The 22,305-nt window shown below is 35.4% G+C and carries 20 protein-coding genes; 5 read left to right on the forward strand and 15 right to left on the reverse strand.

Going from position 1 to position 22,305, the window contains the following annotated elements:
• Positions 1-8 precede the first annotated feature (8 nt).
• Entirely contained in the window at positions 9-2,186 is a 2,178-nt protein-coding gene (locus ACNQGH_RS09290; RefSeq protein ID WP_417955716.1) for a response regulator, read from the reverse strand.
• A gap of 369 nt (positions 2,187-2,555) precedes the next feature.
• Between ACNQGH_RS09290 and ACNQGH_RS09295 the strand changes: the two genes are divergently transcribed.
• Genes ACNQGH_RS09295 through ACNQGH_RS09305 form a run of 3 tightly spaced genes read left to right on the forward strand, consistent with a single transcriptional unit; the run spans position 2,556 to position 4,900 of the window.
• Positions 2,556-3,170, forward strand: coding sequence for a hypothetical protein (locus ACNQGH_RS09295; protein ID WP_417955717.1), 615 nt, complete (start codon positions 2,556-2,558; stop codon positions 3,168-3,170).
• A 2-nt stretch (positions 3,171-3,172) separates the two neighbouring features.
• The gene (locus ACNQGH_RS09300; protein WP_417955718.1) at positions 3,173-3,466 is read left to right on the forward strand and encodes a winged helix-turn-helix domain-containing protein; all 294 of its coding nucleotides are present in this window, start codon (positions 3,173-3,175) and stop codon (positions 3,464-3,466) included.
• Between the two features lie 54 nt (positions 3,467-3,520).
• On the forward strand, positions 3,521-4,900 hold the full coding sequence (locus ACNQGH_RS09305) for a DUF4153 domain-containing protein (protein WP_417955720.1): 1,380 nt from the start codon (positions 3,521-3,523) through the stop codon (positions 4,898-4,900).
• Positions 4,901-4,935: 35 nt separating this feature from the next.
• Here the strand turns inward: ACNQGH_RS09305 and rluF are convergent, their stop codons facing one another.
• From rluF to ACNQGH_RS09325, 4 genes are all read right to left on the reverse strand, one after another.
• Entirely contained in the window at positions 4,936-5,748 is an 813-nt protein-coding gene (gene rluF, locus ACNQGH_RS09310; RefSeq protein ID WP_417955721.1) for a 23S rRNA pseudouridine(2604) synthase RluF, read from the reverse strand.
• Positions 5,749-5,848: 100 nt separating this feature from the next.
• Positions 5,849-6,697, reverse strand: a complete 849-nt coding sequence (locus ACNQGH_RS09315; protein ID WP_417955722.1) for an alpha/beta fold hydrolase — start codon at positions 6,695-6,697, stop codon at positions 5,849-5,851.
• A 36-nt stretch (positions 6,698-6,733) separates the two neighbouring features.
• Positions 6,734-7,513, reverse strand: a complete 780-nt coding sequence (locus ACNQGH_RS09320; RefSeq protein WP_417955723.1) for a zinc ribbon domain-containing protein — start codon at positions 7,511-7,513, stop codon at positions 6,734-6,736.
• A 3-nt stretch (positions 7,514-7,516) separates the two neighbouring features.
• A complete protein-coding gene (locus ACNQGH_RS09325; protein ID WP_417955724.1) occupies positions 7,517-8,611 on the reverse strand; it encodes a Nif3-like dinuclear metal center hexameric protein in 1,095 nt (364 codons plus the stop codon).
• A gap of 111 nt (positions 8,612-8,722) precedes the next feature.
• Here ACNQGH_RS09325 and lpxK point away from each other — a divergent pair, with 111 nt between their 5' ends.
• Together lpxK and ACNQGH_RS09335 are read left to right on the forward strand one after the other, a co-directional pair.
• Complete coding sequence (gene lpxK, locus ACNQGH_RS09330; protein ID WP_417955725.1) at positions 8,723-9,745, forward strand: tetraacyldisaccharide 4'-kinase; 1,023 nt, start codon at positions 8,723-8,725, stop codon at positions 9,743-9,745.
• Entirely contained in the window at positions 9,717-10,529 is an 813-nt protein-coding gene (locus ACNQGH_RS09335; protein WP_417955726.1) for a purine-nucleoside phosphorylase, read from the forward strand. The genes lpxK and ACNQGH_RS09335 overlap by 29 nt, the downstream gene beginning before the upstream one ends.
• A 6-nt stretch (positions 10,530-10,535) precedes the next feature.
• Here the strand turns inward: ACNQGH_RS09335 and ACNQGH_RS09340 are convergent, their stop codons facing one another.
• The 10 genes from ACNQGH_RS09340 to ACNQGH_RS09385 form a co-directional block, all read right to left on the reverse strand.
• Complete coding sequence (locus tag ACNQGH_RS09340; RefSeq protein ID WP_417955727.1) at positions 10,536-12,701, reverse strand: tetratricopeptide repeat-containing hybrid sensor histidine kinase/response regulator; 2,166 nt, start codon at positions 12,699-12,701, stop codon at positions 10,536-10,538.
• Between the two features lie 22 nt (positions 12,702-12,723).
• Positions 12,724-13,728, reverse strand: coding sequence for a type I glyceraldehyde-3-phosphate dehydrogenase (gene gap, locus ACNQGH_RS09345; RefSeq protein ID WP_417955728.1), 1,005 nt, complete (start codon positions 13,726-13,728; stop codon positions 12,724-12,726).
• Between the two features lie 54 nt (positions 13,729-13,782).
• A complete protein-coding gene (gene lipA / locus ACNQGH_RS09350; RefSeq protein ID WP_417955729.1) occupies positions 13,783-14,652 on the reverse strand; it encodes a lipoyl synthase in 870 nt (289 codons plus the stop codon).
• Positions 14,653-14,870: 218 nt separating this feature from the next.
• Positions 14,871-15,692, reverse strand: coding sequence for an energy transducer TonB (locus ACNQGH_RS09355; RefSeq protein ID WP_417955730.1), 822 nt, complete (start codon positions 15,690-15,692; stop codon positions 14,871-14,873).
• A gap of 186 nt (positions 15,693-15,878) precedes the next feature.
• Entirely contained in the window at positions 15,879-16,430 is a 552-nt protein-coding gene (locus tag ACNQGH_RS09360; RefSeq protein ID WP_417955731.1) for an RNA polymerase sigma factor, read from the reverse strand.
• Positions 16,421-17,527, reverse strand: coding sequence for a glycosyltransferase (locus tag ACNQGH_RS09365; protein ID WP_417955732.1), 1,107 nt, complete (start codon positions 17,525-17,527; stop codon positions 16,421-16,423). The genes ACNQGH_RS09360 and ACNQGH_RS09365 overlap by 10 nt, the downstream gene beginning before the upstream one ends.
• Positions 17,528-17,613: 86 nt before the next feature.
• On the reverse strand, positions 17,614-18,228 hold the full coding sequence (locus ACNQGH_RS09370) for an FMN-binding negative transcriptional regulator (RefSeq protein WP_417955733.1): 615 nt from the start codon (positions 18,226-18,228) through the stop codon (positions 17,614-17,616).
• A 93-nt stretch (positions 18,229-18,321) separates the two neighbouring features.
• Positions 18,322-19,335 (reverse strand): UDP-N-acetylmuramate dehydrogenase, encoded by a 1,014-nt coding sequence (murB, locus tag ACNQGH_RS09375; protein ID WP_417955734.1) that lies wholly within the window; start codon positions 19,333-19,335, stop codon positions 18,322-18,324.
• A 48-nt stretch (positions 19,336-19,383) separates the two neighbouring features.
• Positions 19,384-21,231, reverse strand: coding sequence for an asparagine synthase (glutamine-hydrolyzing) (gene asnB, locus ACNQGH_RS09380; RefSeq protein ID WP_417955735.1), 1,848 nt, complete (start codon positions 21,229-21,231; stop codon positions 19,384-19,386).
• A gap of 2 nt (positions 21,232-21,233) precedes the next feature.
• The gene (locus ACNQGH_RS09385) at positions 21,234-22,301 is read right to left on the reverse strand and encodes a glycosyltransferase (protein ID WP_417955736.1); all 1,068 of its coding nucleotides are present in this window, start codon (positions 22,299-22,301) and stop codon (positions 21,234-21,236) included.
• Between the last annotated feature and the right edge of the window lie 4 nt (positions 22,302-22,305).

Below are 22,305 nucleotides of genomic sequence, written 5' to 3' on the forward strand. Positions count from 1 at the left end.
GCCATTTTTTACACTTTGCAATCGGTAGAACACTTTTTATATTGAAAAGATTTCAAATGCATTTGTTTGGCTATTATTTCTTCCAGGTTTTTTAAAACTACGGGTTTTGTTATAAAATCATCCATACCGTTAGCAATGGCTTTTACCTTGTCTTCATCAAATGCACTGGCTGTTACAGCAACAATTGGTATGGTGTTAGTTTGGTATTTTGCAGAGGAATGTATTTTTTCTGTTGCTTCAAACCCATCCATTTCAGGCATGTGTAAATCCATAAAAATGATGTCATAATCGTTTTCATTATAAAATGACACCGCTTCTTTTCCATTAACTGCAATATCTGAGGGGATATTTAGTTTGTTCAGAAGTTTCTTCAATACTTTTTGATTGATCAGATTATCTTCAACGATTAATGCTTTATTAATAATTATATCTTTTATAGTACTGGACTGTGTTTCATTGCTGTCTTTAATTGAAATTAGATTCACATTGATTTTGAATGGTATGTCAAAACTAAAACTCGACCCGCCACCTTCTAACGCTATAATGTTTAATTTACTGCCTCCCATTAGTTGTACTAATTGGTTCGAGATTGTTAAACCCAATCCTGTACCGCCGTATTTTCTTGTGGTTGTCAAATCGGCTTGTTCAAACGCTAAAAGCAACTGTTCTGTTTTATCCGCGTCAATACCAATACCGGAATCCATGATTTTAAAATTCAAATACTGCAAATCATCGATTCGATTTGATAAATTGACCTCCAGTTTAACATCACCATGACTGGTAAACTTAATGGCATTGTCAATAAGGTTAATCAATACTTGTTGTAGTCTTAAATTATCACCAAGTACGTTATTGGAGATGCTGTCATCATAAATAAAATGCAGTTTTATGTTTTTATCCTGTATCCGATATTCAAATAATCGCATCAGTTTAGTGAGTTCTTTTTTAAGGTGTATTGGATATTGTTCGATCTTCATTTTGCCCGCTTCCATTTTTGAATGATCTAAAATCATATTTACAATACCCAAAAGGTGATCTGCACTATGTTCTGCTATCTCTATGTATTCGGTTTGTTCGCTATTCAATGCGCTTGTTTTAAGCATGTTTAGCATTCCGATCACGCCATTGAGCGGTGAGCGGATTTCATGACTCATATTGGCAAGAAATTGTGTTTTGAATGTTGCTATTTTGTTTGCCTGCTCGGTTTTCTTTTCTAAGAAAATAATGTTTTCAGATAGCTTTTCTTTTAATATTCCGTAACTTTTTAATAAGAAATCAACTTCTCTGATCGATGATTTATGATTTAAGTTGGATATAGGCTCTTTGAAATTGGACTTTATGTAATTTGAAATATCTAACGAAAGCAGTTGGATATCTTTCGTGAAATATTTAGAGATATAGATGCATAACAGTAAAGCAATAAGCGCCATGAGCAGCGTTTGGCATAATTGGAAATAGAATAAGATTTCTTTTAATTCATTTACTCTTTTTTCATTACGATGAATAATCTGAACAAATGAATTTTCAATAAACCCATTGATTTGATTTATCTGTCCATATAAACCCTGATTTTGAGAAATTCCTAATTTGGAACTCAATTGCACCAAAGCATCAAAATTGATTTTATATTCTATAAGAACCTGTCTGGTTGCCGAATCAATATTTTTTGCTGTTAAAGTAGCATGATACAAATTCTCAAATTTTTTAATGGAAGAATCGTCGGAACGTAACAAATAGTCTTTTTCATGTCTGCGAAATTGAAGTAAAGTAATTTTGTTTAACGACGAATATTTTTCTAAGAAATGAGCTTTGTCTCTCATTTTACCTTCAATTCCATAGTCTTTAAACCCTCGAAGTAAAGCTGTCTTTTTAAATTGATTTACAATATCATAAAGATGATCCATTTCTTTTGACAGCGTAATCATTGATTGATTGGTTCCAATGTTCAACGCTTTCGATTCTTTGAAAATTAGATCTATTTCTTTTCTTTGGTTTTTTAAGTGGTCTATGTATAATTTAAGGTCTTTCTGATTGTGTTTAATGTAAAAGTCTTTTTCCCTATAGCCAAACAATAAAAAAGTTTGAAAATTTCTTATATTACCGGTAAAGTCTTGCGAAATTCGGTACGATTTGTAATTGAAGTTATTGAGATGATCCACTTTACGATCGATATACAGATAAAACATAAACCAAACAACGATCAAAAAAACCATTGATGAAAAGGATAAAAATATTTGTGTTCTGAAGTAACGGAAATTGTTGAAGGAAAATTTCAAGATTATTTTTTCTGCAAACTTAGGGTGTCCCTTAAAAAAACATATTAAAATACTTCAAACAAAAGGTTAAGTAATTGTATCCCGAATTTAAAATTAGCGTGTATCGCCATGTAAAGCGCGTTGAGACCTGGTATCGTCTCTTTCGGTGAATTCAGTGCTGCTTTTGACAAACTGGCTTCAGTGGTGCAGGAAAATTCGCTGTTTTATACAAATAAAATGGGATTGTACTTTTTTATCTGATTAATAAAATATAACTTTGTATCACAAAGTACTTTAACTATGGATCAGAAACATCAAGAAGATTTATTACATATTCGTTCCATGATGGAGCGCTCTTCAAGATTTATTTCATTAAGTGGCCTTTCAGGGGTATTTGCCGGGGTGTTTGCATTAGCAGGGTCAATTTATGCCTATCTGTTGTTTAAACGGAATGGGATTGAATATTTTGACGGTGAGCAAAAGAGGTATAGTTATGATTTAATAATGGAATTAACTGGCATTGCTTTGTTAATTTTGTTTTTAGCATTGGTATTTGCTGTTTTTTTTACTTTGAGAAAAAGTAGAAAGTTTGATTTACCGGTGTGGACTACTACCACTAAAAAAATGGTAGTTAATTTAGCAATTACTTTACTGGTTGGAGGGGTGTTTTGCCTTGCACTTTTATACCACCAGTTATTTGCTCTGATTGCTCCGACAACTTTATTGTTTTATGGTTTAGCACTCGTTAATGCTGAGAAATATACTTTTTCAGATATTAAATATTTGGGTGTGTGTGAAATTATTTTAGGATGTGTTTCCCTTTTTTATCTTGGATATGGACTTGTTTTTTGGGCTATGGGATTTGGAGTTTTACATATTCTGTACGGATTAATTATGTTCAGAAAATATAAATAGAAATGGGAATCATTGATAAATTGAATAAAGATTTTGAAAGCCGAGTCAGACTGGGGATCATGTCTGTTCTGATGGTTAATGACTGGATTGATTTTACCGAAATGAAATCGTTATTGAATATTACTGATGGTAATTTAGCCAGTCATTCTTCGGCATTGGAAAAGTCGGAATACATAGAAGTGAAAAAAGAGTTTGTCGGTAAAAAACCGAAAACGTCGTACCGAGTGACCAATAGGGGTAGAGCCGCTTTTGTTTCCCACTTGAATTGTCTTGAAAAATTAATCAAATCGAAATAACACCTTTTTTTAACCTGATACTTTGAAATGCAAAGTACTTTTAAATTTTTTATTATGAAAAAACACCATTTAATTGTAGTCTGTAGCTTGATTTTTACCTTGCTTTTTTACGGCGAATCTGTCGGTATTAACCTGTCTGTTTTTGGACTTGTTTTAACGGGATTCATTTGTTATTTATCTATAGACCGGTTTTTAGATAAAACGAAATTGATTTTGATACTGGCCAGCGTATTCTCTTGCGCAGCTTTTGCGTGGTATGGTGATTTTATTTCTTTTGTGGCCTTGGCTTTCTCTTTGATTTTTTTGCAATTCAAAACGCGGGATCCAAAACTCAAGATGATACAATCCGTTCCACTTATAGTTGTCAATCAGTTTGCTTCAATTGTCAGAATCTTTCATTTTAGTCAGTGGCTTCCTGAAAGAAAAACAGAGCATCAGCTCGTCAAAAAACTAATTGCTTATTTTGTACTACCGTCGTTGTTTCTTACGGTGTTTTTTATTGTTTATTCTTTTGGCAGTGATCATTTTTCTGGACTGTTTTCCAGTTTAGCAGTAGATGTACCGCAACTATTTTTAATTGGACTGTTGGGTTTTTATATTTCCTTCAGTTACTGGAATTATTGGACACCTGAATATTGTTATGATTTTAATTCAAAATTAGACAATGATTTTAGCAGTGACAGAAGAACGGCGCAGCAACAAACTTTTCCATTTCTTGATCTTGATTTTGAAAGAAAGAGCGGTGAAATTACGTTGGTACTTTTAAATTGTATGATTTTAATTTTTATTGGTACCTATAATTATGAGCAGTTTTTTGAGAAGCAGGCCGCAGTGTCTTTGAGCGCAGCAACACACGAAAGAGTGAATGCTGTTATTTTTTCAATAGTAATGGCTGTTGGCGTGATGCTATTTTTTTTTAAAAGCGGATTTAATTTTGACAAGAAGGCGGGTAACCTCAAATTATTGTCCAAAATCTGGATCGTATTGAACGGAGTATTAATTTGCAGTACAATAATCAAAAACGTTGAATATGTTGCTGCATTTGGTTTGACCTATAAAAGATTAGGTGTTTTTGCTTTCCTGTTGTTGGCAATTGTTGGTTTGTCCATTACTTTTTGGAAAATTTATAAGCAAAAAACAAATGCTTATCTTTTCAATCAAATGATTTGGTATTTTTATGGGACAGTGCTTTTGTGCAGTTTTATTAATTGGGGGAATATTATCACGAGTTACAATATCTCTGTTAATAAAGGGGTAGAATCCAAATTTTTATGTCAATTGAACTTTAATGATGAAAACCGGAGAGACTATTTTTTGCTAAAGCAATTAAATGGAGGAGACGTGGAGCTTTCAAGAGAGAACGAGATTAGTGATCAGCAATCTAAAAGCGTATTGTCAAAAGCGTTGTATTATGAGTTTATAAGCAGGAAATAAAAGCAAAATCCCATTCAAAATGGGATTTTTTATTCTTAATAGTCCCCTCTTTTCTTAAATCTGGGATCGTCTCTTTTGATGAATTCGGTTCTTCTTTTGGCAGGTTCCGCCTTAGGTAAGCTCGCTTCTTCGGTTTTACTGGAAGGTTCAATAAGTTCATTCAATTCTTTGATTTCGGCATCGGTCAGATCACGGTAACGTCCCACAGGTATGTCCAGCGAAATATTGATGATTCGGATGCGTTTCAAAGCGGTGACTTCATATCCTAAATATTCGCACATTCTACGAATTTGGCGATTCAGTCCCTGAGTAAGGATAATTTTGAATGTGAATTTACTGATTTGTTCTACTTTACATTTTCGGGTAATAGTGTCCAAAATAGGAACTCCGTTGCCCATTCTTTCGATGAAACGATCCGTAATGGGTTTGTTTACCGTTACCGTATATTCTTTTTCGTGATTGTTTCGGGCCCGTAATATTTTATTTACGATATCACCGTCATTAGTCATAAAAATTAAACCTTCGCTGGCTTTGTCCAATCTTCCAATAGGGAAAATACGTTTGGGATAATTGATGTAATCCACAATGTTGTTGCGAACGTCCAAGTTGGTTGTGCATTCAATTCCTACCGGTTTATAGAAAGCAAGATAAACGGGTTTTTCGTTTTTCTCGCGGATTAATTTACCGTCAATGCGCACTTCGTCATCAGGGGAAACTTTTGTTCCCAATTCCGGAACGACTCCATTGATGGTGACACGGCCTTCTTCAATAATCTTATCGGCTTCACGGCGGGAGCAATAGCCCGTTTCTCCTATGAATTTATTGAGGCGTTTTAGATTTTCTTCCATGATACAAAAGTAGTGCTTAATTGTTTAATCGTTTGTAGGCTTGTTTTTTTATTTGAAAAATAAGAAGTCAGTAAGAGATTGAACTGCCACTTCATTTTAATTAGTCGGTTTCAAATAAAAAATGGGTGACTTTTTCATATAAAGCGTCATCATGCATGCTATGACCTAAACCTTTGGTTTCGATGAAAACGGCATTTTTCCATGCACTCGCAATTTTTTTGCCTTCTTCGAATAAAACTACAGTGTCGTCGATATCATGGGCAATTAATCCTTTGATGTTTAATTTGGAAGCAAAAATTTTGCCGGAAAACTGTTCCAGACTAAGTTTAAAATTATTCAAATAATGATCTTCTAAAGCTTTAGAAATTTTAGAATTCAGACTCAACAGGGCAATGTAATTGTGAAGAATAATTTTGAAATCACTTGGTGCTCCCAAAATCACCATTTTTTTAAGTAAATCATTTTGGTATACCGATTGATAGTACAAACAGGTTTTTCCACCTATGGAATGACCTACCAGGTATTGAGGCCTGAATTTTTGGACAGCAATATGAATGAATTCAGCATATTTTGGGATGCTAAATTCTTTTCCGCTGGATAATCCGTGAGCCGGACCATCGATGGCAATAATGGTGCTTCCTGATTTTTTTAGATAGGGCAGGATGTTTTCCCACCGAGAAGCGTTGCTTTCCCATCCGTGAACCAAAAGAATAATGGTGTCATTTCCTTTCCAGGTATAGGTTTGGAAAGAATGTTCTCCCTTTTGAAACGTTTCGGATTGCGCTTCCTGTAAAATTTCAGGAAGATTGGTTTTTGACAATCTGCCTTCTCTGGGTTCACTAAAAAAGGCATACGCCAGCTGCGATGCTTTTTTGGGTAATACAAAACTCAAGAAGTTAATGTATAATCCAATGGATTTAGTGAATATAAAAAACGTCAATTTCTTCATAATAAAAAAGCCTCCGATTAGGAGGCTTAAATGTAATTAGAATTTAGAAAATAATTGTTCCATTTTCTCTTTTTCTTCGTCAGCTAGTGCGCTGTCGACTAATATTCTCCCTGAATGTTCATCAGTAATAATTTTCTTTCTTGAAGCGATTTCCACTTGTGTTTGTGGTGGAATCGTAAAGAATGATCCTGCAGATGCGCCTCTTTCAATAGAAACAACAGCTAATCCATTACGAACGCTTGTTCTGATTCTGGTATAAGCTTTCAATAATCGCTCTTCAATTAAAGCTTGGTATTCAGCTGATTTCTCAGATAAAAAGGCTTCTTCTTTAGCAGTTTCAGACATAATAGCATCTAACTCTGATTTTTTGTGTTTCAAGTGGTTAGATTTTGCTTCTAATCTTTCTTTTGAATTTGCGATTACTTCTTTCTTATGTTCGATAGAAGCTTTCATTTCTTTAATTTGTTTTTCAGACAATTGAATTTCCAATTCCTGAAATTCAACCTCTTTAGTCAACGAATTAAATTCTCTGTTATTACGAACAGTTTCTTGTTGCTTAGTATATTTTTTGATAGCCTCTTTGTGCTCATCAATTGCATTCTTTTTTACCTTGATAAGATCTTCGATAACTTCAAGTTCACTTTTCAATTTTTCTGAACGGGTGCTTAAACCTGCAACTTCATCTTCTAAATCCTCTACTTCAAGAGGAAGTTCACCTCTCACATTTCTGATTTCGTCAATTCTTGAGTCAATTAGTTGTAAATCGTAAATTGCTCTTAACTTGTCCTCAACACTTAATTCTTTCGTATTCGCCATATTCTATAAGTACTTAACTGGATTTGAATTTTCTTCTGATAAAATAACTGCAAAATTAAGGATTTTTTTCCGAAGATAGTCAACAATATAATTTTTTGTATAGCGTTCGCTTTCAAAATGTCCAATATCGGCTAAAAGTAGCTGGTTTTCAGCTTCATAAAACTGATGGTACTTCAAATCGGCAGTCAGAAAAGCATCAGCCCCGGCCTGAATCGCATTTTTTATCGCAAAACTTCCGGCTCCGCCAAGAACAGCTACTTTTTTTATAGTTGCACCTGTAAAGTTAGAATGCCGAATCCCGTCACTTTGCATTTTTTCTTTTGCAAAAAGAAGAAAATCTTTTTCTTTCATCGGATTTTTCAGTTCTCCAATCATGCCCAGACCAATGTTTTGATGTTGGTTTTGCAACGCATAAATTTCATAAGCAACTTCTTCATACGCATGGCTTCTGAATAATGCTTTTAGGATTTTATTTTCTAAATGTTTTTCGAAAGTGACTTCGATTTTGATTTCATCACCCTGTACAAATTCGAATCGTTCGCCAACTTGAGGATTACTGTGTTCGTTCCCCATATAGGTTCCGATTCCTTTCGAATTAAAACTGCAATTTTCATAGTTTCCTATTGTTCCCGCGCCGGCATCAAATAGTGCATTTCGGACTTCTTCTGCGTTTTCAGGAATTGTATAGGTTATTAATTTGCGGATAAAATTTTGTTTCGGAACCAGGATTTTTGTCTTTATCAATCCCAAGGCATCACAAAATATTTTATTTACACCTTCTTGATGATTGTCTAAGGCGGTATGAACGGCATAAATGGCAATGTCATTTTTTATGGCTTTTATAATGGCTCGCTCCACATAGTTTTTACCTGTAATTTTTTTCAGTCCGGAAAATAGTATCGGATGAAAACAAACTACCAGATTGCATTTTTTTGCAATTGCTTCATCAATTATATTTTCTAAAGCATCATGGCATACCAGAACACCTGTCGCTTCTGATTCCTGATCTCCAACCAATAAACCCACATTGTCAAAATCTTCAGCGTAGGCAAGTGGCGCCATTTCTTCAAGCACGGAAATGATTTCTTTGATTTTCATGATTTTTTAGTTTAAAGTCTAAGGTCTAAAAATGCAATGTTTATCAACTTTAAATAGTAAAGAGAAGAAACAAAATTATAAATCAAAGATAATTTATTCTACTTTCGTAAAATGATTTTACTGCGAAAAATACTGTTTCCGTTCGCCATTTTATATGGTCTGATAACGAGTATTCGAAATTTTCTTTTCGATAAAGGCATTTTAAAATCCTATTCTTTTGATTTACCCATTATTGCTGTTGGAAATCTTAGCGTTGGCGGAACCGGAAAAACACCACAAATTGAATATTTGATTCGGTTGCTTTCGGATAAGTATAAAATTGCCACGTTGAGCCGTGGATATAAAAGACAATCGGAAGGGTTTATTTTGGCGGGTGTGACTGCAACTGCTGCCACTTTGGGAGACGAGCCTTTTCAGTTTTATCAAAAATTTCCAACGATCCAGGTCGCGGTTGATGGGGATAGAAAAAACGGGATTGAACAATTGCTTGCACTACAAGAAAAGCCAGCAGTTATTTTGCTTGATGACGCTTTTCAACACCGAAAAGTAAAAGCAGGTTTTTATATTTTACTGACTTCTTATGGTGATTTGTATTCGGAGGATTGTATGCTTCCAACAGGTAATTTACGAGAAAGCAGCAGTGGTGCTAAAAGAGCGAATATAATTATCGTTACAAAATGTCCTTTGGATCTTTCACCTGAGGCGCAAAAGGAGATTAGAAACAAATTGAAGGGTTCCAATCAGGAATTGTATTTTACTTATATTGCGTATGATGACTGTATTTATTCTGAAAATAAAAAGATAAAAGTAACTGAAATCAAATCTCTTGATAAAGTACTGGTCGCAGGAATTGCGAAGCCTGAAGCGTTTTTCACCCATTTGAAGAACATAAATGATACCTGTCTGTCTTTTTCGGACCATCATAATTTTACGGATAAAGATATTTTAGAAATTAAAAATTTAGCACAGAACAGCATTGTTATCACTACTGAAAAAGATTATGTACGGTTAAAAGGAAGTTTGCCAATGGATCAACTTTTTTATCTGCCCATAAAAAGCTCTTTTGTTTCAGGAGGTGAAAATTTTGACAAAACCATTTTAAATTATGTGGAAAGAAGTACAGCAAACCGTTAGCTTTATTAAAGAAAGAATCTATTTTACGCCTGAATATGGTGTGATTTTAGGATCGGGTTTAGGAAGTTTTACTGACGAAATGAAAGTCGAATTTACATTGCCTTACAACGAAATTCCAAATTTCCCCATATCGACTGTTAAAGGTCATAAAGGGGCATTGGTTTTTGGGACAATAGGAACTAAAAAAGTAGTTGCTATGCAAGGCCGCTTTCATTTCTATGAAGGTTATTCGATGAAAGAGGTGACTTTCCCCGTTCGCGTGATGAAATTTTTAGGTGTTGAAAAATTAATTGTTTCCAATGCATCCGGTGGCGTAAATCCAACGTATAAAGTAGGTGCTATTGTCATGATTAAGGATCATATCAATATGACGCCGGAGCATCCTTTACGGGGTGAAAATGACGAACGCTTTGGACCTCGTTTTGTAAACATGAGTGAGCCCTATTCCAGAAAGATGATCGCTAAAGCTCAGGAATTAGCAAAAGAGTTAGGTATTGCCGTCCACGAGGGCATTTATCTGGGTTTGCAGGGGCCTACTTTTGAAACTTTAGCGGAATATAGAATGGTGAAAATTCTCGGTGCAGACTGCGTAGGGATGTCTACAGTTCCTGAGGTGATTGTAGCGCGTCATATGGATTTGGAAACCTTCGGAATTTCCGTCATTACTGATATGGGAGATGAAAAAAGTATAGGAGCTATTTCTCATGAAGAAGTTTTACAAGCTGCTAAAAATGCAGAACCTAAAGTAAGAAGCCTGATCAAAGAATTGATTTTGAATTATTAGTAATTGCTATACGTTTTTAGCAATTATGGAATAGAATTCTTCTGGTATGAACGGTTTTGTGACAACATCATTCATACCAAAGGATAAAAGCATTTCCCGATTTTCATCCAATGAGATAGCAGTAAGCGCAATTATAGGTGTTTTTGTATCAAATTTTCTAATTTCTTCTGTGGCAACAGTTCCGTTGATCCCCGGTAAATGGACGTCCATAAGAATCAAATCAAATTTGTTCTTTTTCACTATTTCTATAGCCTCTTCACCATTGTCAATTATTTCGCAAAATATTCCTTTGTTGCGGAGCATTTTGTCCGTAATCATTTGATTGATTTTATTGTCTTCCACTAAAAGTATTTTTTTGTTTTTTAACAAAGAATCATCATATGTTTTTGGCTTTTCTTCCACGTTCACTACTTGCGAACCGAGTTTAAATTGCAATTCGAACGAAAAGGAAGAGCCTTTTCCTAGGGTACTTTTTAGATTTATTTGTCCTCCAAGAATTTTGATTAGTTTTTTGACAATTGTCAATCCTAAACCAGTACCGCCATATTTACGATTTACTTCTATTGAACCCTGAGAAAAACTGTCAAAAACACTTTGCAATTTGTCGGAAGGAATTCCGATTCCGGTATCAATTACTTCAAAATATAAAGTTGCTTTTTCAGGTTCCAAAGAATGAAGTTTTGCAATTACGCTAACGGTGCCATTTTTTGTGAATTTAAGTGCATTGTTAATCAGATTCATTATTATCTGAGATAATTTTGTAGGATCACCAATCAAATAGTCCGGAATAGAGGAATCAATTTGGAGTTTGAATTTGTTGTTGTTAACTATTGCTAATTCTTTTAAGGAGTTTTGTATGTCTTCCAATAATTGTTTAAGATTAAAGTTGATGTATTCTATTTCAACCTTATTCGAATCAATTTTATTGATTTCCAGAATTTCATTTATAAATTTTGTCAGATAATCTCCAGAAAATTTTAAGGAAGACAAATAGTTCATTTGGGATTTTTTTGGCTTTTCCTCCAATAATAAATGGGCTATCCCATTGATGGCATTCAATGGCGTCCGGAGTTCATGGCTCACGGTTGATAAAAATTCAGATCTGGCATTAGAAGCTCTTTCTGCTTTCTCCTTTGCGATTTCCAACTCTTTGTTTTTTTCTTTCAACATTAGATTGGACTGCGTTCTAATGATGTTGTTTTTATACAGGGACAAACTTAATAACGATAAAATAGAAATTAAGGCAATCGCCAGAATACTGATCAATTTCGAAAATTTACTGGTTTTTTCCTGCTGCTTGTTCTCACTGTCCAGTTGCACCAGTTCCCTTAAACGTTCGGATTCTTTAAATTTATCATAATCATCAATTCCCAGCCTTTCGTTATTTAAAATAGAGATGCTTTCTTTGAGATTGAGATGTTGTTTCAAATAAGAATACGCATTGTTTTTATCCAGCATTTTTTCATAAACAGCACTTAATGCAAGTAAAATATTTGATTTTTGTTCTGGATTTTCAGTTTTTTCATTCAGCACCAATGCTTTATTTAGATAATTCAAAGCGAGGTTAAACCTGTTTTTTGCAGCTTCAATAGTTCCTATCTGATACAATGCTTCTGCTTTAGAACCTATTATTTGAGGACTGTCAGGCTTAGCAATAATAGTTTTAAAAATGGTTGATGCTGCATCTGACTTTCCTTTTGATTTGCTTATAATTCCTCTTTGAAGCGCTATTATTTCGGCTGCATCTGTGATTTTTAATTCGTCAAATATGGATTGACTCTGGTCAAAACAAATTTTCGCATCAGCAAAATTTGCTTTTGCGATATAGCATACACCAAGATAATAATAGGAATAGGCGTATACCGCTGTTGGGTGTAAGTTTTTATATAATGTAATGCTTTTATGAAAGGTCTCAATGGCATCATTGTATTTTTTTAGATCATAATAAATTTTACCTAAGAGGTAGGTTTGATTGGTTTGTGCCAGGGTATTACGAATATCCTTAGAATAGCTTATCGCTTTTTGTGTGTAAAAAAGGGCATTTTTGTACTTGTTATCTAAGATATTGGCTTTGCTTAAATTACCGTAATACGAAATGCTGTCTGTTTTCTCATTGGTTTGAGAATACAGAACCGAATTTAAAAAAAAGATAAAAATGAAAAGGTATTTCATTTATAACTAAATTTTTTATTTATTAATTTTTTTTACTTTCTATCAAAAGAATTAAATCAATAATTCTGGACGAATATCCTATTTCATTATCATACCAACCGACCACCTTTACCATTTTGTCAATTACTGAGGTGAGCTGTGCGTCAAAAAGACAAGAGTTTCTGTTTCCGATAATGTCTACAGAAACAATGGGATCTTCTGTATAATCGAGTACCCCTTTTAAGTTGGTTTGTGCTGCAATTTTAAAAGCAGCATTTATTTCGTTTATAGTGACTGCACGTTTCACATTGAATGTTATATCCGTCAAAGAACCGTCCGGAACCGGGACTCTAATGCCGCATCCGCCAATTTTCCCTTGCAAGTTAGTGAAAATTTTTGTTAATGCCTTAGCCGCACCAGTTGTTGTTGGAACAATTGATTGGCTTGCCCCACGTGCTCTGCGTAAGTCCTTATGGGGTTGATCGTGTAGACTTTGATCCGTAGTATAGGAGTGGATAGTGGTGATATAGGCTTGCTCAATGCCGCAAAGTTCGTCAATGACTTTCATCATTGGTGCTGCATTATTCGTTGTGCAGCTGGCGTTAGATATAATGGTTTCAGTACCATCAAGAATCGTTTCGTTTACTCCCAGAACGACCGTTTTTATTGTGTCCACTTCTGAAGGAGCAGAAAGAATTACTTTTTTGGCACCAGCCAAAATATGGGCATTTATATCTTCAAAAGTGTGGTACTTTCCAGTAGACTCGATAACGTAATCGATGTCTAAACTTTTCCAGTCAAGATTTGAAATCCTTTTTTCGTGAAAGAACAAAAAAGGTTTTTCATCAATATAAAAACCTTTTTCATCAGTACGTACTGGAAATGGCAAAACACCGTGAATACTGTCGTATTTCAGTAAATGTGCCATCGTTTTTGTATCAGCAATATCATTTATGGCAACGACTTCAATAGTAGGATGGTTTAAAAGTAAACGAAATAAATTTCGTCCAATTCTTCCAAAACCATTAATGGCAATTCTTATTTTCAAGATTACTTTGTTGTTAAAGTTTAAAGTTAATCTACTTTAAACCTGAAATGTTTATTATAAAATATGTTTTTGCGCCTTGTACGAAGAACGAACTAACGGTCCGCTTTCAACATGACGAAAGCCTAATTCTAATCCAAATTTCTCATATATTGCAAATTGATCCGGTGTTATAAACTCTTTTACCGGTAAGTGTTTTTTACTGGGTTGCAAGTATTGGCCTATCGTTACAACATCAACATTAGCATCACGTAAATCGCGCATCGTTTGAAAAACCTCTTCTTCTTTTTCGCCAAGACCAAGCATGATTCCAGACTTTGTTCTATTGATTCCTTTTTCTTTCAAGTAACGCAATACTTCAAGACTTCTGTCATATTTAGCCTGAATACGTACTTCGCGAGTCAGCCTGCGAACGGTTTCTACATTATGTGAAACTACTTCAGGATTGGCTTCCACGATTCGGTCAATATTTCTTTCGATACCTTGAAAATCAGGAATCAATGTTTCCAGTGTTGTGTTTGGGTTCATTCTTCGAATAGCTTTTATGGTTTCTATCCAAATGATCGAGCCGCCGTCTTTCAAATCATCTCGGTCAACGCTGGTAATGACAGCGTGTTTGATGTTCATTATTTTGATTGAACGGGCCACTTTTTCAGGTTCGTCCCAATCCACAGTTTCTGGTCTTCCGGTTTTTACACCACAAAAACCACAAGAACGGGTACATACATTTCCTAAAATCATAAAGGTAGCCGTTCCTTCGCCCCAGCATTCACCCATGTTTGGGCAACTTCCCGAAGTGCAAATGGTGTTCAGACTATATTTGTCCACCAAGCCGCGCAACTCTGTATATTTTTGGCCAATTGGGAGTTTTACCTTCAGCCATTTTGGTTTTCCTATCGGTAAAGTATTTTCTAAAACAGTTTCCATATATCAATTTTCAGAGGACAAAGATAAGGAAAGTTGCTTTAAGAAATAAGATTTTGGAATTCGGATTTAGGAGTTCAAAGTTCAATTATTTTTTAAAGCCTTTTCGATTTTGGCAGGAATGAATGAAGGAAAAAAAAAAGAAGTAATATATTCTGATTTTTATTTTTTAATTGGATAAACAAAGCAGCATCAGACGATGCTGCTTTGTTATATTAAAACTAATTCATCTGTACAGTGATGGGAAGATTATAGGCGGTTCGGACCGGTTTTGAGCCAATCATTCCCGGTGACCATTTTGTTTTCAAGGATTTCAATACTCTGACAGCTTCTTTTCCCAGACCATAACCAGGGTCTCTTTTTACCTGAATATCAGTCATGCTTCCGTCTTTTTCTATTACAAAAGACACATAAACTTTCATAGTGCTGCCGCTGTCGACATCCGGTTTCTCAAAATTATTTCCTACATACGTATAGAACTTATTGATTCCTCCGGGAAATTCAGGCAGTTTGTCCAGCGTTGCACTGGCCACAATTGTATTTCCGGGATCAATAGAACCTGTTGTTTCCGTCCCTGTTCCAGTGGCAGGAGATGGGTTTGTACCGGCAGTGGCAGTTCCTTCAGTACTGGTGATTGCAACCGTTGTGTTATCAGTATTTTTTGCTATGTTTTGGTTTGCCAGTTGTGCCTGCACGATTTCAGGATTGACCAGTTGTTCGCTTTGAACCGGTGCTTCAGTATTTTGTGTTTTTACTACTGGAAGCGCTGGTCTTTCTATTTCGCGAAGCTGATTGGGTATAATGTCAGTTACGTTGACTGTGGTATTTGTAAATTCAGGTAGTGTTATCCCGATTTCAGGATTAAAATAATTCAAAATCACAGGGATACTCAAAGCAGAAGTTAAAAGTAATATTCCCATGAAAAGTGCCATTATTGAAGTTTTGCCACTTTCCCTGCGCAACTGATACGCTCCGTATTCTTTGTTTCTGTATTGAAAAACAAGGTCAATCCAACTGGTCTCGTAAATGCTTAATTTTGACATAATTTATGGATTTAAAGGTTAGGTAGCAGTTAAATCATAAGCAGTTGTTGTTTTATTTTAACAACGTAAATAACAAGAAATTTAGTATCAAAAAGAGTAATTATTTTTCATTTTAATTATTTATTCGTTGAAATGGTGGCCTAAGCGCAGAGCCACGCACAGCTAAATCAGCGAATAATAAAAAAACTACCTTTTATTCTGAATGATTTCCGCCAGAAGTTTTTTAGCGCGAAGCAATTTAATTTTAACGTTGCTCAGCGGTTCATGAATTTTATTGGCTATTTCCTGGTAACTCATTTCCTGAAAATAACGCAATTGGATAACTTCCTGGTAATGCGGTTTTAATTCTTTGATGAATTGTAATAATTGCGAAAGATTTTGTTCCGTAATCAATTCATCTTCCGCTGATGGAGTAGTGTCGGCAATGTTGTACGCTTGTTGGTCTTCGTCTTCAGTAATTTCGACAAAAAGGCTCGATTTCTTTTTTCGTAATAAATCGATGTGAACGTTTTTTGCAATGGCGATGAGCCATGTATTAAACTGAAATTCGGTGTTGTAAGTTGCTATTTTATCAAAAGCTTTGGAGAACGTTTCGATGGTGATATCTTCGGCATTGGTTTCATTTTCAGTACGCTTGAGCATAAAACCATACACTTCATTCCAATAATAATCCAATAGAAACGTAAAGGCAGCCTGATCGCCTTGTTTTGCTTTTTCTATTTGTTTGTTTATTTCCAATGTACCGGTTTTGAGAATATATTCGTTATAAAGATATTGATTTGTGTGAATATAAGTACTATCTCAACTAGAGGAAACCAGAATTTAATGTCATTTTCTTTTAATTTTCCTGCAGAAAATCCAACAACAGTCCAGGCGACAAGATATCGGACTGCAATTAAACTCAAAACTAATATCCATTGAAATTGAAAAGATAATAGCATAATGGGCAATAAAATAAACAGCAGTTGCGAACAATAAAAAGCCCCTAATTGTAATTTATCTAACGGTTTGTAATAATTTGCTGTTGCCACGTGTCTTCTTTTTTGGGTAAACCAATCTTTAAATGTTGTTTTTGGTTTAGAAAAGGTGAACGTTTCCGAGGTGTAAGCAATTGTCGTATTTCTGGCATTCGCTGCTTGATTGACAAATAAATCATCATCGCCTGAACGAATTTGCATGTGCTCTATATAACCATTTACATTAAAAAAAGTTTCTTTTTTGTAGGCTAAATTTCGGCCCACACCCATATAAGGATGTCCTATTTTTGCCCAGGAAAAATATTGAATTGCCGTAAGTAACGTTTCGAAACGAATTATTTTATTCAGAAATGAATTCGGGATTTTTTCATATTTACCATAACCTAAAACTATTGTCTTTTGCATCGTAAACTGAGAAGTCATGGCAAGGATCCAGTCTTTTGACGTTGGGTAACAATCGGCATCAGTGAATAATAAATATTCTTTTTTGGCTGCTTTTATTCCTAAAGTCAAGGCGTATTTTTTGTTGCCCCAAAAAGCTTCGTTGTTCTTCACTTTTACCAGGCGTACATTTGGATATTGCTTTTCAAATTCTTCAAAAATAGCCAAAGTGTTGTCACTTGAGGCATCGTCAATCAAGACGATTTCAAAATCAGGATAGTTTTGTTCGGCAAGTAACGGGATATAATTCGTTACATTCTCTTCTTCGTTTTTGGCACAGACAATAACCGATATTGGAATTCTTTTGGGCGTTACCTTTTGCGCTTTGGCAAAAGCAAATTTCCCAAAAACACCAAGATAATAAGAAATTTGAACAACAACAATAAAAATAAAAAAGTAAAGAATTTGTATAAGCATCAGTGTTTAATGAGTTTTTAAATCGAGTGCAAAGGTATGAATAGAATTGTGAATTGTTAACCACAATCTGTGAATTTCGAAAGAATTTATCTGGGACATTTTTTCATTTCATTTGCAACGGCAATTGCCTGAACATCTTCCGTTTTCTCTAATTCGGAAATGATGTTTTGATAATTTTTATCATCTCGGTTTTGTGACATCTTTTTTGCGCCCTGAATAGCTGTAATTTCAATTTCAAATGCTACGATACCGCGGATTGCCATCATGGTTTTTTTAGATAAATCTTCCACGCGAACCGGGTTTTCAGAATGCTGTTCGTATTTATCCACTAGTTTTTTGAGAGATTCGACTACTGCGTTGCCTTCGATAATTTTGATTTTCCCGTAAACATGAACTGCAATGTAGTTCCAGGTTGGGACATTTTCGTGATCATACCAAGAGGAAGAAATATAAGAATGGGGTCCGGAAAAAATAGCTAAAATTTCATCATTTTCTGTAAAACCGTTCCATTGAGGGTTTTCTTTAGCAATGTGACCCAGTAGAATCGATTTGCCTGCTGCATTGGTATCCAGTTCTAATGGAATATGTGTGGCGCACAATTTGCCATTGGTCTGATTGATAAGAATGCCAAAACTATTCTCTTGAATAAATTTTTTAATTTCTTCTTGATCTTCGTTTTTGTAGCTGTCCGGAATAAACATTTTAGGATTGTTTTAGGATTGGTTTTTTGGAAATGTCCTTATTTATGAATTACTAAATGGGTTTAAGAATTTGCAATACAGACACTTTGGAACCTAGATCACATTCACTTCAGCTTCAATGTGAATGCCAAACGTTTTAAAAATGGTCTGCTGGATGTCTTTAGAAATATTCAAAATTTCCTGTCCGGTGGCATTGCCATAATTCACTAAAACCAATGCTTGATTTTTATGGATTCCGGCATTGCCAAAGCGTTTTCCTTTGAAACCTGCCTGTTCAATGAGCCATCCTGCCGGAACTTTCACTTCGGTTTCAGAAACATCATAATATTTCATTTCTGGAAATTGCTGATGGATTTTCTCAAAATCAGATTTTAATACGATAGGGTTTTTAAAGAAACTACCACTATTTCCTAATTCCTTTGGGTCTGGTAATTTGCTTTGACGAATTGCAATTACAGCATTGCTGACCTCTTTTAAAGTAGGATTGGTAATGTTGTTTTTTTCTAATTCTGTCGTAATATCACCGTACGAAATGTTGATTTTGTGATTGCGTTTGGTCAATTTAAAAATAACGGATGTAATCACATATTGGTCTTTTACTTCGTTCTTAAAAACGCTTTCCCGGTAGCCAAAATGGCACTCGTCTTTTGTAAATGTTTTGATTTCCTGATTGTCTCTGGTCATCGTTTCACAGGAAACAAAAGTGTCTTTAATCTCAGCGCCATAAGCGCCAATATTTTGTACTGGAGTGGTCCCCACATTTCCAGGAATTAACGACATGTTTTCTAAACCGCCAAAATTTAGCTCGATGGTCCAAAGCACAAATTGATGCCAGTTTTCTCCAGCCTGACTTTCGACCCAAACGAAATCATCATTTTCTGCTATAATTTTCTTGCCCTTCAAATCGATATGAATAACCAATGCATCAATATCTTTTGTCAAAAGCATATTGCTTCCGCCGCCCAAAATAAATTTTCTCTGCGATTTGTTTTCTTGTAAAATAGTTTTCAGATCGTCTGCCGAATGGACCGCAACGAACTGTTTTGCTTTGGCTTCAATGCCAAACGTATTGTATTTTTTTAAAGAGAAATTAGGTAGTATTTCCATAAAAGAAAGTGCTTTTTGAATTTTTTAATTCCAGGTCAAAAGTAAGAATTAAAATTTAGTTGCATACGTTTTCATCCAGATATGCATCATAAATAAAGGCATAATATAAGGAGTCATTCGGCTGTCTCCTTTTTGTAAATTCTGAACGAGTTTCTGAATGTTTATGTGTTCAAAATAAGGAATTTGGAACAAATCACTTTTGGAAAAAGAGACTAACTCTTCTTTAAAAACGGGGCTTTTTGTGATGTAATCTCCCCAGGGAACACTCAGCCCTACTTTTCTGAAGTTTAGAATTTCCTCTGGCAAACGTTCCTGCATTGCTGCCTTCAGTATGAATTTCCATTTTTTTCCTGCAAACAGCCATTTGTCTTCCAATGAGCCTAATCCAACAACTAATCTTGGATCCAAAAAGGGTTCCCGACATTCAATGGATGCGCCCATTGTGCAGCGATCGTTTCTGTCCATCAGCGAGCACAAATAGGTGTGCTGATCAAAATAAAGTGCTTGCCGGCGTAGATTATCCGGGTACAAAGATTTTGCTTCTTTATAAATTTGTTTTCTGTATTCGTTTTTAGGAGGGCTGTTGATTCCAAAAGTTTGTGCAATATCCTTTGGGTAAATATTGGAGCCATTGAATAGAACCAAATCAGATTTTTTAGTGATTTGGGCATAACGGCTTAGCTTTTCGTACCGTGGTTTTTTTGTAAAAACATCCAAATGGCCAATGGTGGCAATGGAATTCAGTAACGATGGGTATTGTAAGGCTTTATAGCGCACATAGCCTCCCATTAATTCATCGGCACCTTCACCAGACAGCACTACTTTTACTGACGGTTTTGCCATTTGTGAGACTGCCAAAAGATGAGGTTCGCTGAAATGCATAATAGGTTCGTCCTGAAAATAAGTAGCGCGTATTAATTCGTCATAAAGATCGGTGTCTTCCAACTGCATCGTGTGAAATCCATAGTCGAATTGCTGAGCCATCATTTTGGCTAAATGCGATTCGTTGTGTTCTTTCTCTTTGAAACCAATATTAAAGGTTTGTATGTCCTTATAATTTTGATGGTATAAGGAAGTCAAAATAGAAGAGGAATCCAATCCGCCACTCAATAAAACACCGACAGGAGCGTCACTTACCATTCGTAATTTTACTGAATCGTCGAAGGTTTCGCGAAACCATGCTACGGGATTTTTTATTTCGGGTTGATTTTGAATTTCCTTTTTTAAATCCCACCATTTTTTGGTAGTCACTTTTCCGTCTTCACCAATGGTCATGCTATGTCCGGGCAATACTTTTTTTACATTTTGGTACAACGTATTTTCACCGGCAACAAATCGGTTAAAGATGTATTCTTCCAGTCCGTCTTGCGCCATTTTAAGCGGAACTCCAGCCGTGAAAAGTGCTTTTTGTTCGGACGCAAAATAGAAAGTCTCGTTGTAAAAAGAATAATATAACGGTTTGACACCCATTCTGTCACGAACAACAGTCAGCTTTTTTTTCATTTTATCCCAAATGGCAAAAGCAAACATTCCGTTGAGACGGGGAAGCATTTTTAAACCGTACAATTGGAATAATTTCAGTAAGACCTCGGTATCCGAAGTGGTTTTGATGTCAAATCCATTGCTTTTTAGCTCTGGATAAAATTCTTTGAAATTGTAGATTTCGCCATTGTACACCAGTACATATCTTCCGTCATCTGATAGGAAGGGCTGGTGTCCTGCCGGGGAAAGATCCAGAATTGAAAGCCTTCTGTGTCCAAAACCGATATTGTTGTCTATAAACAACCCTTTATCATCAGGTCCGCGATGTTCCAGCGAATCGCGCATCTTTGTCAGAACCCGTTCGTCAATTTTTTTTTGTAATTGCAGATGCAAGATGCCATTAATTCCACACATAGTTAGTTGGTGCTGTTTGTGCTGATTAATTCGTGGTATTTGTTGGCAATAATTTTCATGTTTATAGTGTAATCCGCATTTTGTTCTACAAACTGTCTATTTTTTAAAACGGCCTGGTGACGGTGTTTATTGTTTTTAAATGCCCATATTAATTCTTCTGCCAGCATTTCATAATCATCAACGGTAACTAGCTGTCCATTTTCTCTATGTTTGATCCAGCTTTGATTCCCGGAAATGTCGGTTACAATTGGATAACAATGGGTAGCCATGGCTTCAAATAGCGAGGCTGAAACCCCTTCGGTAATGGGCATACTGACGTAGATATTGGACTGTTGCAATAGTTTTGGCAATGCTGTGTTTGGAATTCTTCCGGTAAAGTTGACTTTGTTTTCGATATTTAATTTTTTTGTCAAATCTTTCAGCGTCGCCAGTTGTGTCCCGTCTCCTATAATGGTAAGTGCGAAATCAATTCCCTTTTGGTGTAAAAGGGCAAACGATTTTAAAATAATGGAATGGCGGTACTCAGGTAATAATGAACGAGTGACGATCGCGCAAATTTTTTCCGGACTGGCATTGTTTTTATTTTCGAATTGCGCCAAATCAATTCCTTTTGGTAAAACCATTACTTTATTCATATCGACATGGGCTTCCCTCATTGAAATAGTCATCACAGGGCCCCAGGCATGAATCAGATTCGCTTTTTGAAAAGCATAATGCTGAATGATTTTTTTTAAAGGTAAGGAGATGGATTTCTCAGGCCATAAATCGGTTCTGCCCTGTTGCGCGATTGCGATAAGTTTTGCGCCAGATAAGGCTGCAAGAAATCCGTAACTTGTCGTTCTTTCGGCAATAACCATGTCCGGCTGATGCATTTTTATTAGTTTTCTAATTTTAAAAAAGGCTAATTCAAATTCGAAAACCCTTAAAACACGGTTGTAAATACTGTTATTGGGGGTTTTCAATTCCCAGGTAATGATTTCGAAATCACCAAATTCCCTGAGACCGTTCATCCAGGTGATGGCGTCAGCTCTGTGGGATTCTCCCAAAAAAAGTATTTTCTTTTTTCGCATCAGT

This window comes from Flavobacterium kochi, assembly GCF_048286715.1.
Lineage (GTDB): Bacteria > Bacteroidota > Bacteroidia > Flavobacteriales > Flavobacteriaceae > Flavobacterium.

Excerpts from the sequence above, each read along its gene's own strand:
- ACNQGH_RS09290 (WP_417955716.1), bottom strand. The coding sequence starts at position 2,186 with ATGTTTTATCTGTATATCGATCGTAAAGTGGATCATCTCAATAACTTC.
- ACNQGH_RS09295 (WP_417955717.1), top strand. The coding sequence starts at position 2,556 with ATGGATCAGAAACATCAAGAAGATTTATTACATATTCGTTCCATGATG.
- ACNQGH_RS09300 (WP_417955718.1), top strand. The coding sequence starts at position 3,173 with ATGGGAATCATTGATAAATTGAATAAAGATTTTGAAAGCCGAGTCAGA.
- ACNQGH_RS09305 (WP_417955720.1), top strand. The coding sequence starts at position 3,521 with ATGAAAAAACACCATTTAATTGTAGTCTGTAGCTTGATTTTTACCTTG.
- rluF (WP_417955721.1), bottom strand. The coding sequence starts at position 5,748 with ATGGAAGAAAATCTAAAACGCCTCAATAAATTCATAGGAGAAACGGGC.
- ACNQGH_RS09315 (WP_417955722.1), bottom strand. The coding sequence starts at position 6,697 with ATGAAGAAATTGACGTTTTTTATATTCACTAAATCCATTGGATTATAC.
- ACNQGH_RS09320 (WP_417955723.1), bottom strand. The coding sequence starts at position 7,513 with ATGGCGAATACGAAAGAATTAAGTGTTGAGGACAAGTTAAGAGCAATT.
- ACNQGH_RS09325 (WP_417955724.1), bottom strand. The coding sequence starts at position 8,611 with ATGAAAATCAAAGAAATCATTTCCGTGCTTGAAGAAATGGCGCCACTT.
- lpxK (WP_417955725.1), top strand. The coding sequence starts at position 8,723 with ATGATTTTACTGCGAAAAATACTGTTTCCGTTCGCCATTTTATATGGT.
- ACNQGH_RS09335 (WP_417955726.1), top strand. The coding sequence starts at position 9,717 with ATGTGGAAAGAAGTACAGCAAACCGTTAGCTTTATTAAAGAAAGAATC.
- ACNQGH_RS09340 (WP_417955727.1), bottom strand. The coding sequence starts at position 12,701 with ATGAAATACCTTTTCATTTTTATCTTTTTTTTAAATTCGGTTCTGTAT.
- lipA (WP_417955729.1), bottom strand. The coding sequence starts at position 14,652 with ATGGAAACTGTTTTAGAAAATACTTTACCGATAGGAAAACCAAAATGG.
- ACNQGH_RS09355 (WP_417955730.1), bottom strand. The coding sequence starts at position 15,692 with ATGTCAAAATTAAGCATTTACGAGACCAGTTGGATTGACCTTGTTTTT.
- ACNQGH_RS09365 (WP_417955732.1), bottom strand. The coding sequence starts at position 17,527 with ATGCTTATACAAATTCTTTACTTTTTTATTTTTATTGTTGTTGTTCAA.
- ACNQGH_RS09370 (WP_417955733.1), bottom strand. The coding sequence starts at position 18,228 with ATGTTTATTCCGGACAGCTACAAAAACGAAGATCAAGAAGAAATTAAA.
- murB (WP_417955734.1), bottom strand. The coding sequence starts at position 19,335 with ATGGAAATACTACCTAATTTCTCTTTAAAAAAATACAATACGTTTGGC.
- asnB (WP_417955735.1), bottom strand. The coding sequence starts at position 21,231 with ATGTGTGGAATTAATGGCATCTTGCATCTGCAATTACAAAAAAAAATT.
- ACNQGH_RS09385 (WP_417955736.1), bottom strand. The coding sequence starts at position 22,301 with ATGCGAAAAAAGAAAATACTTTTTTTGGGAGAATCCCACAGAGCTGAC.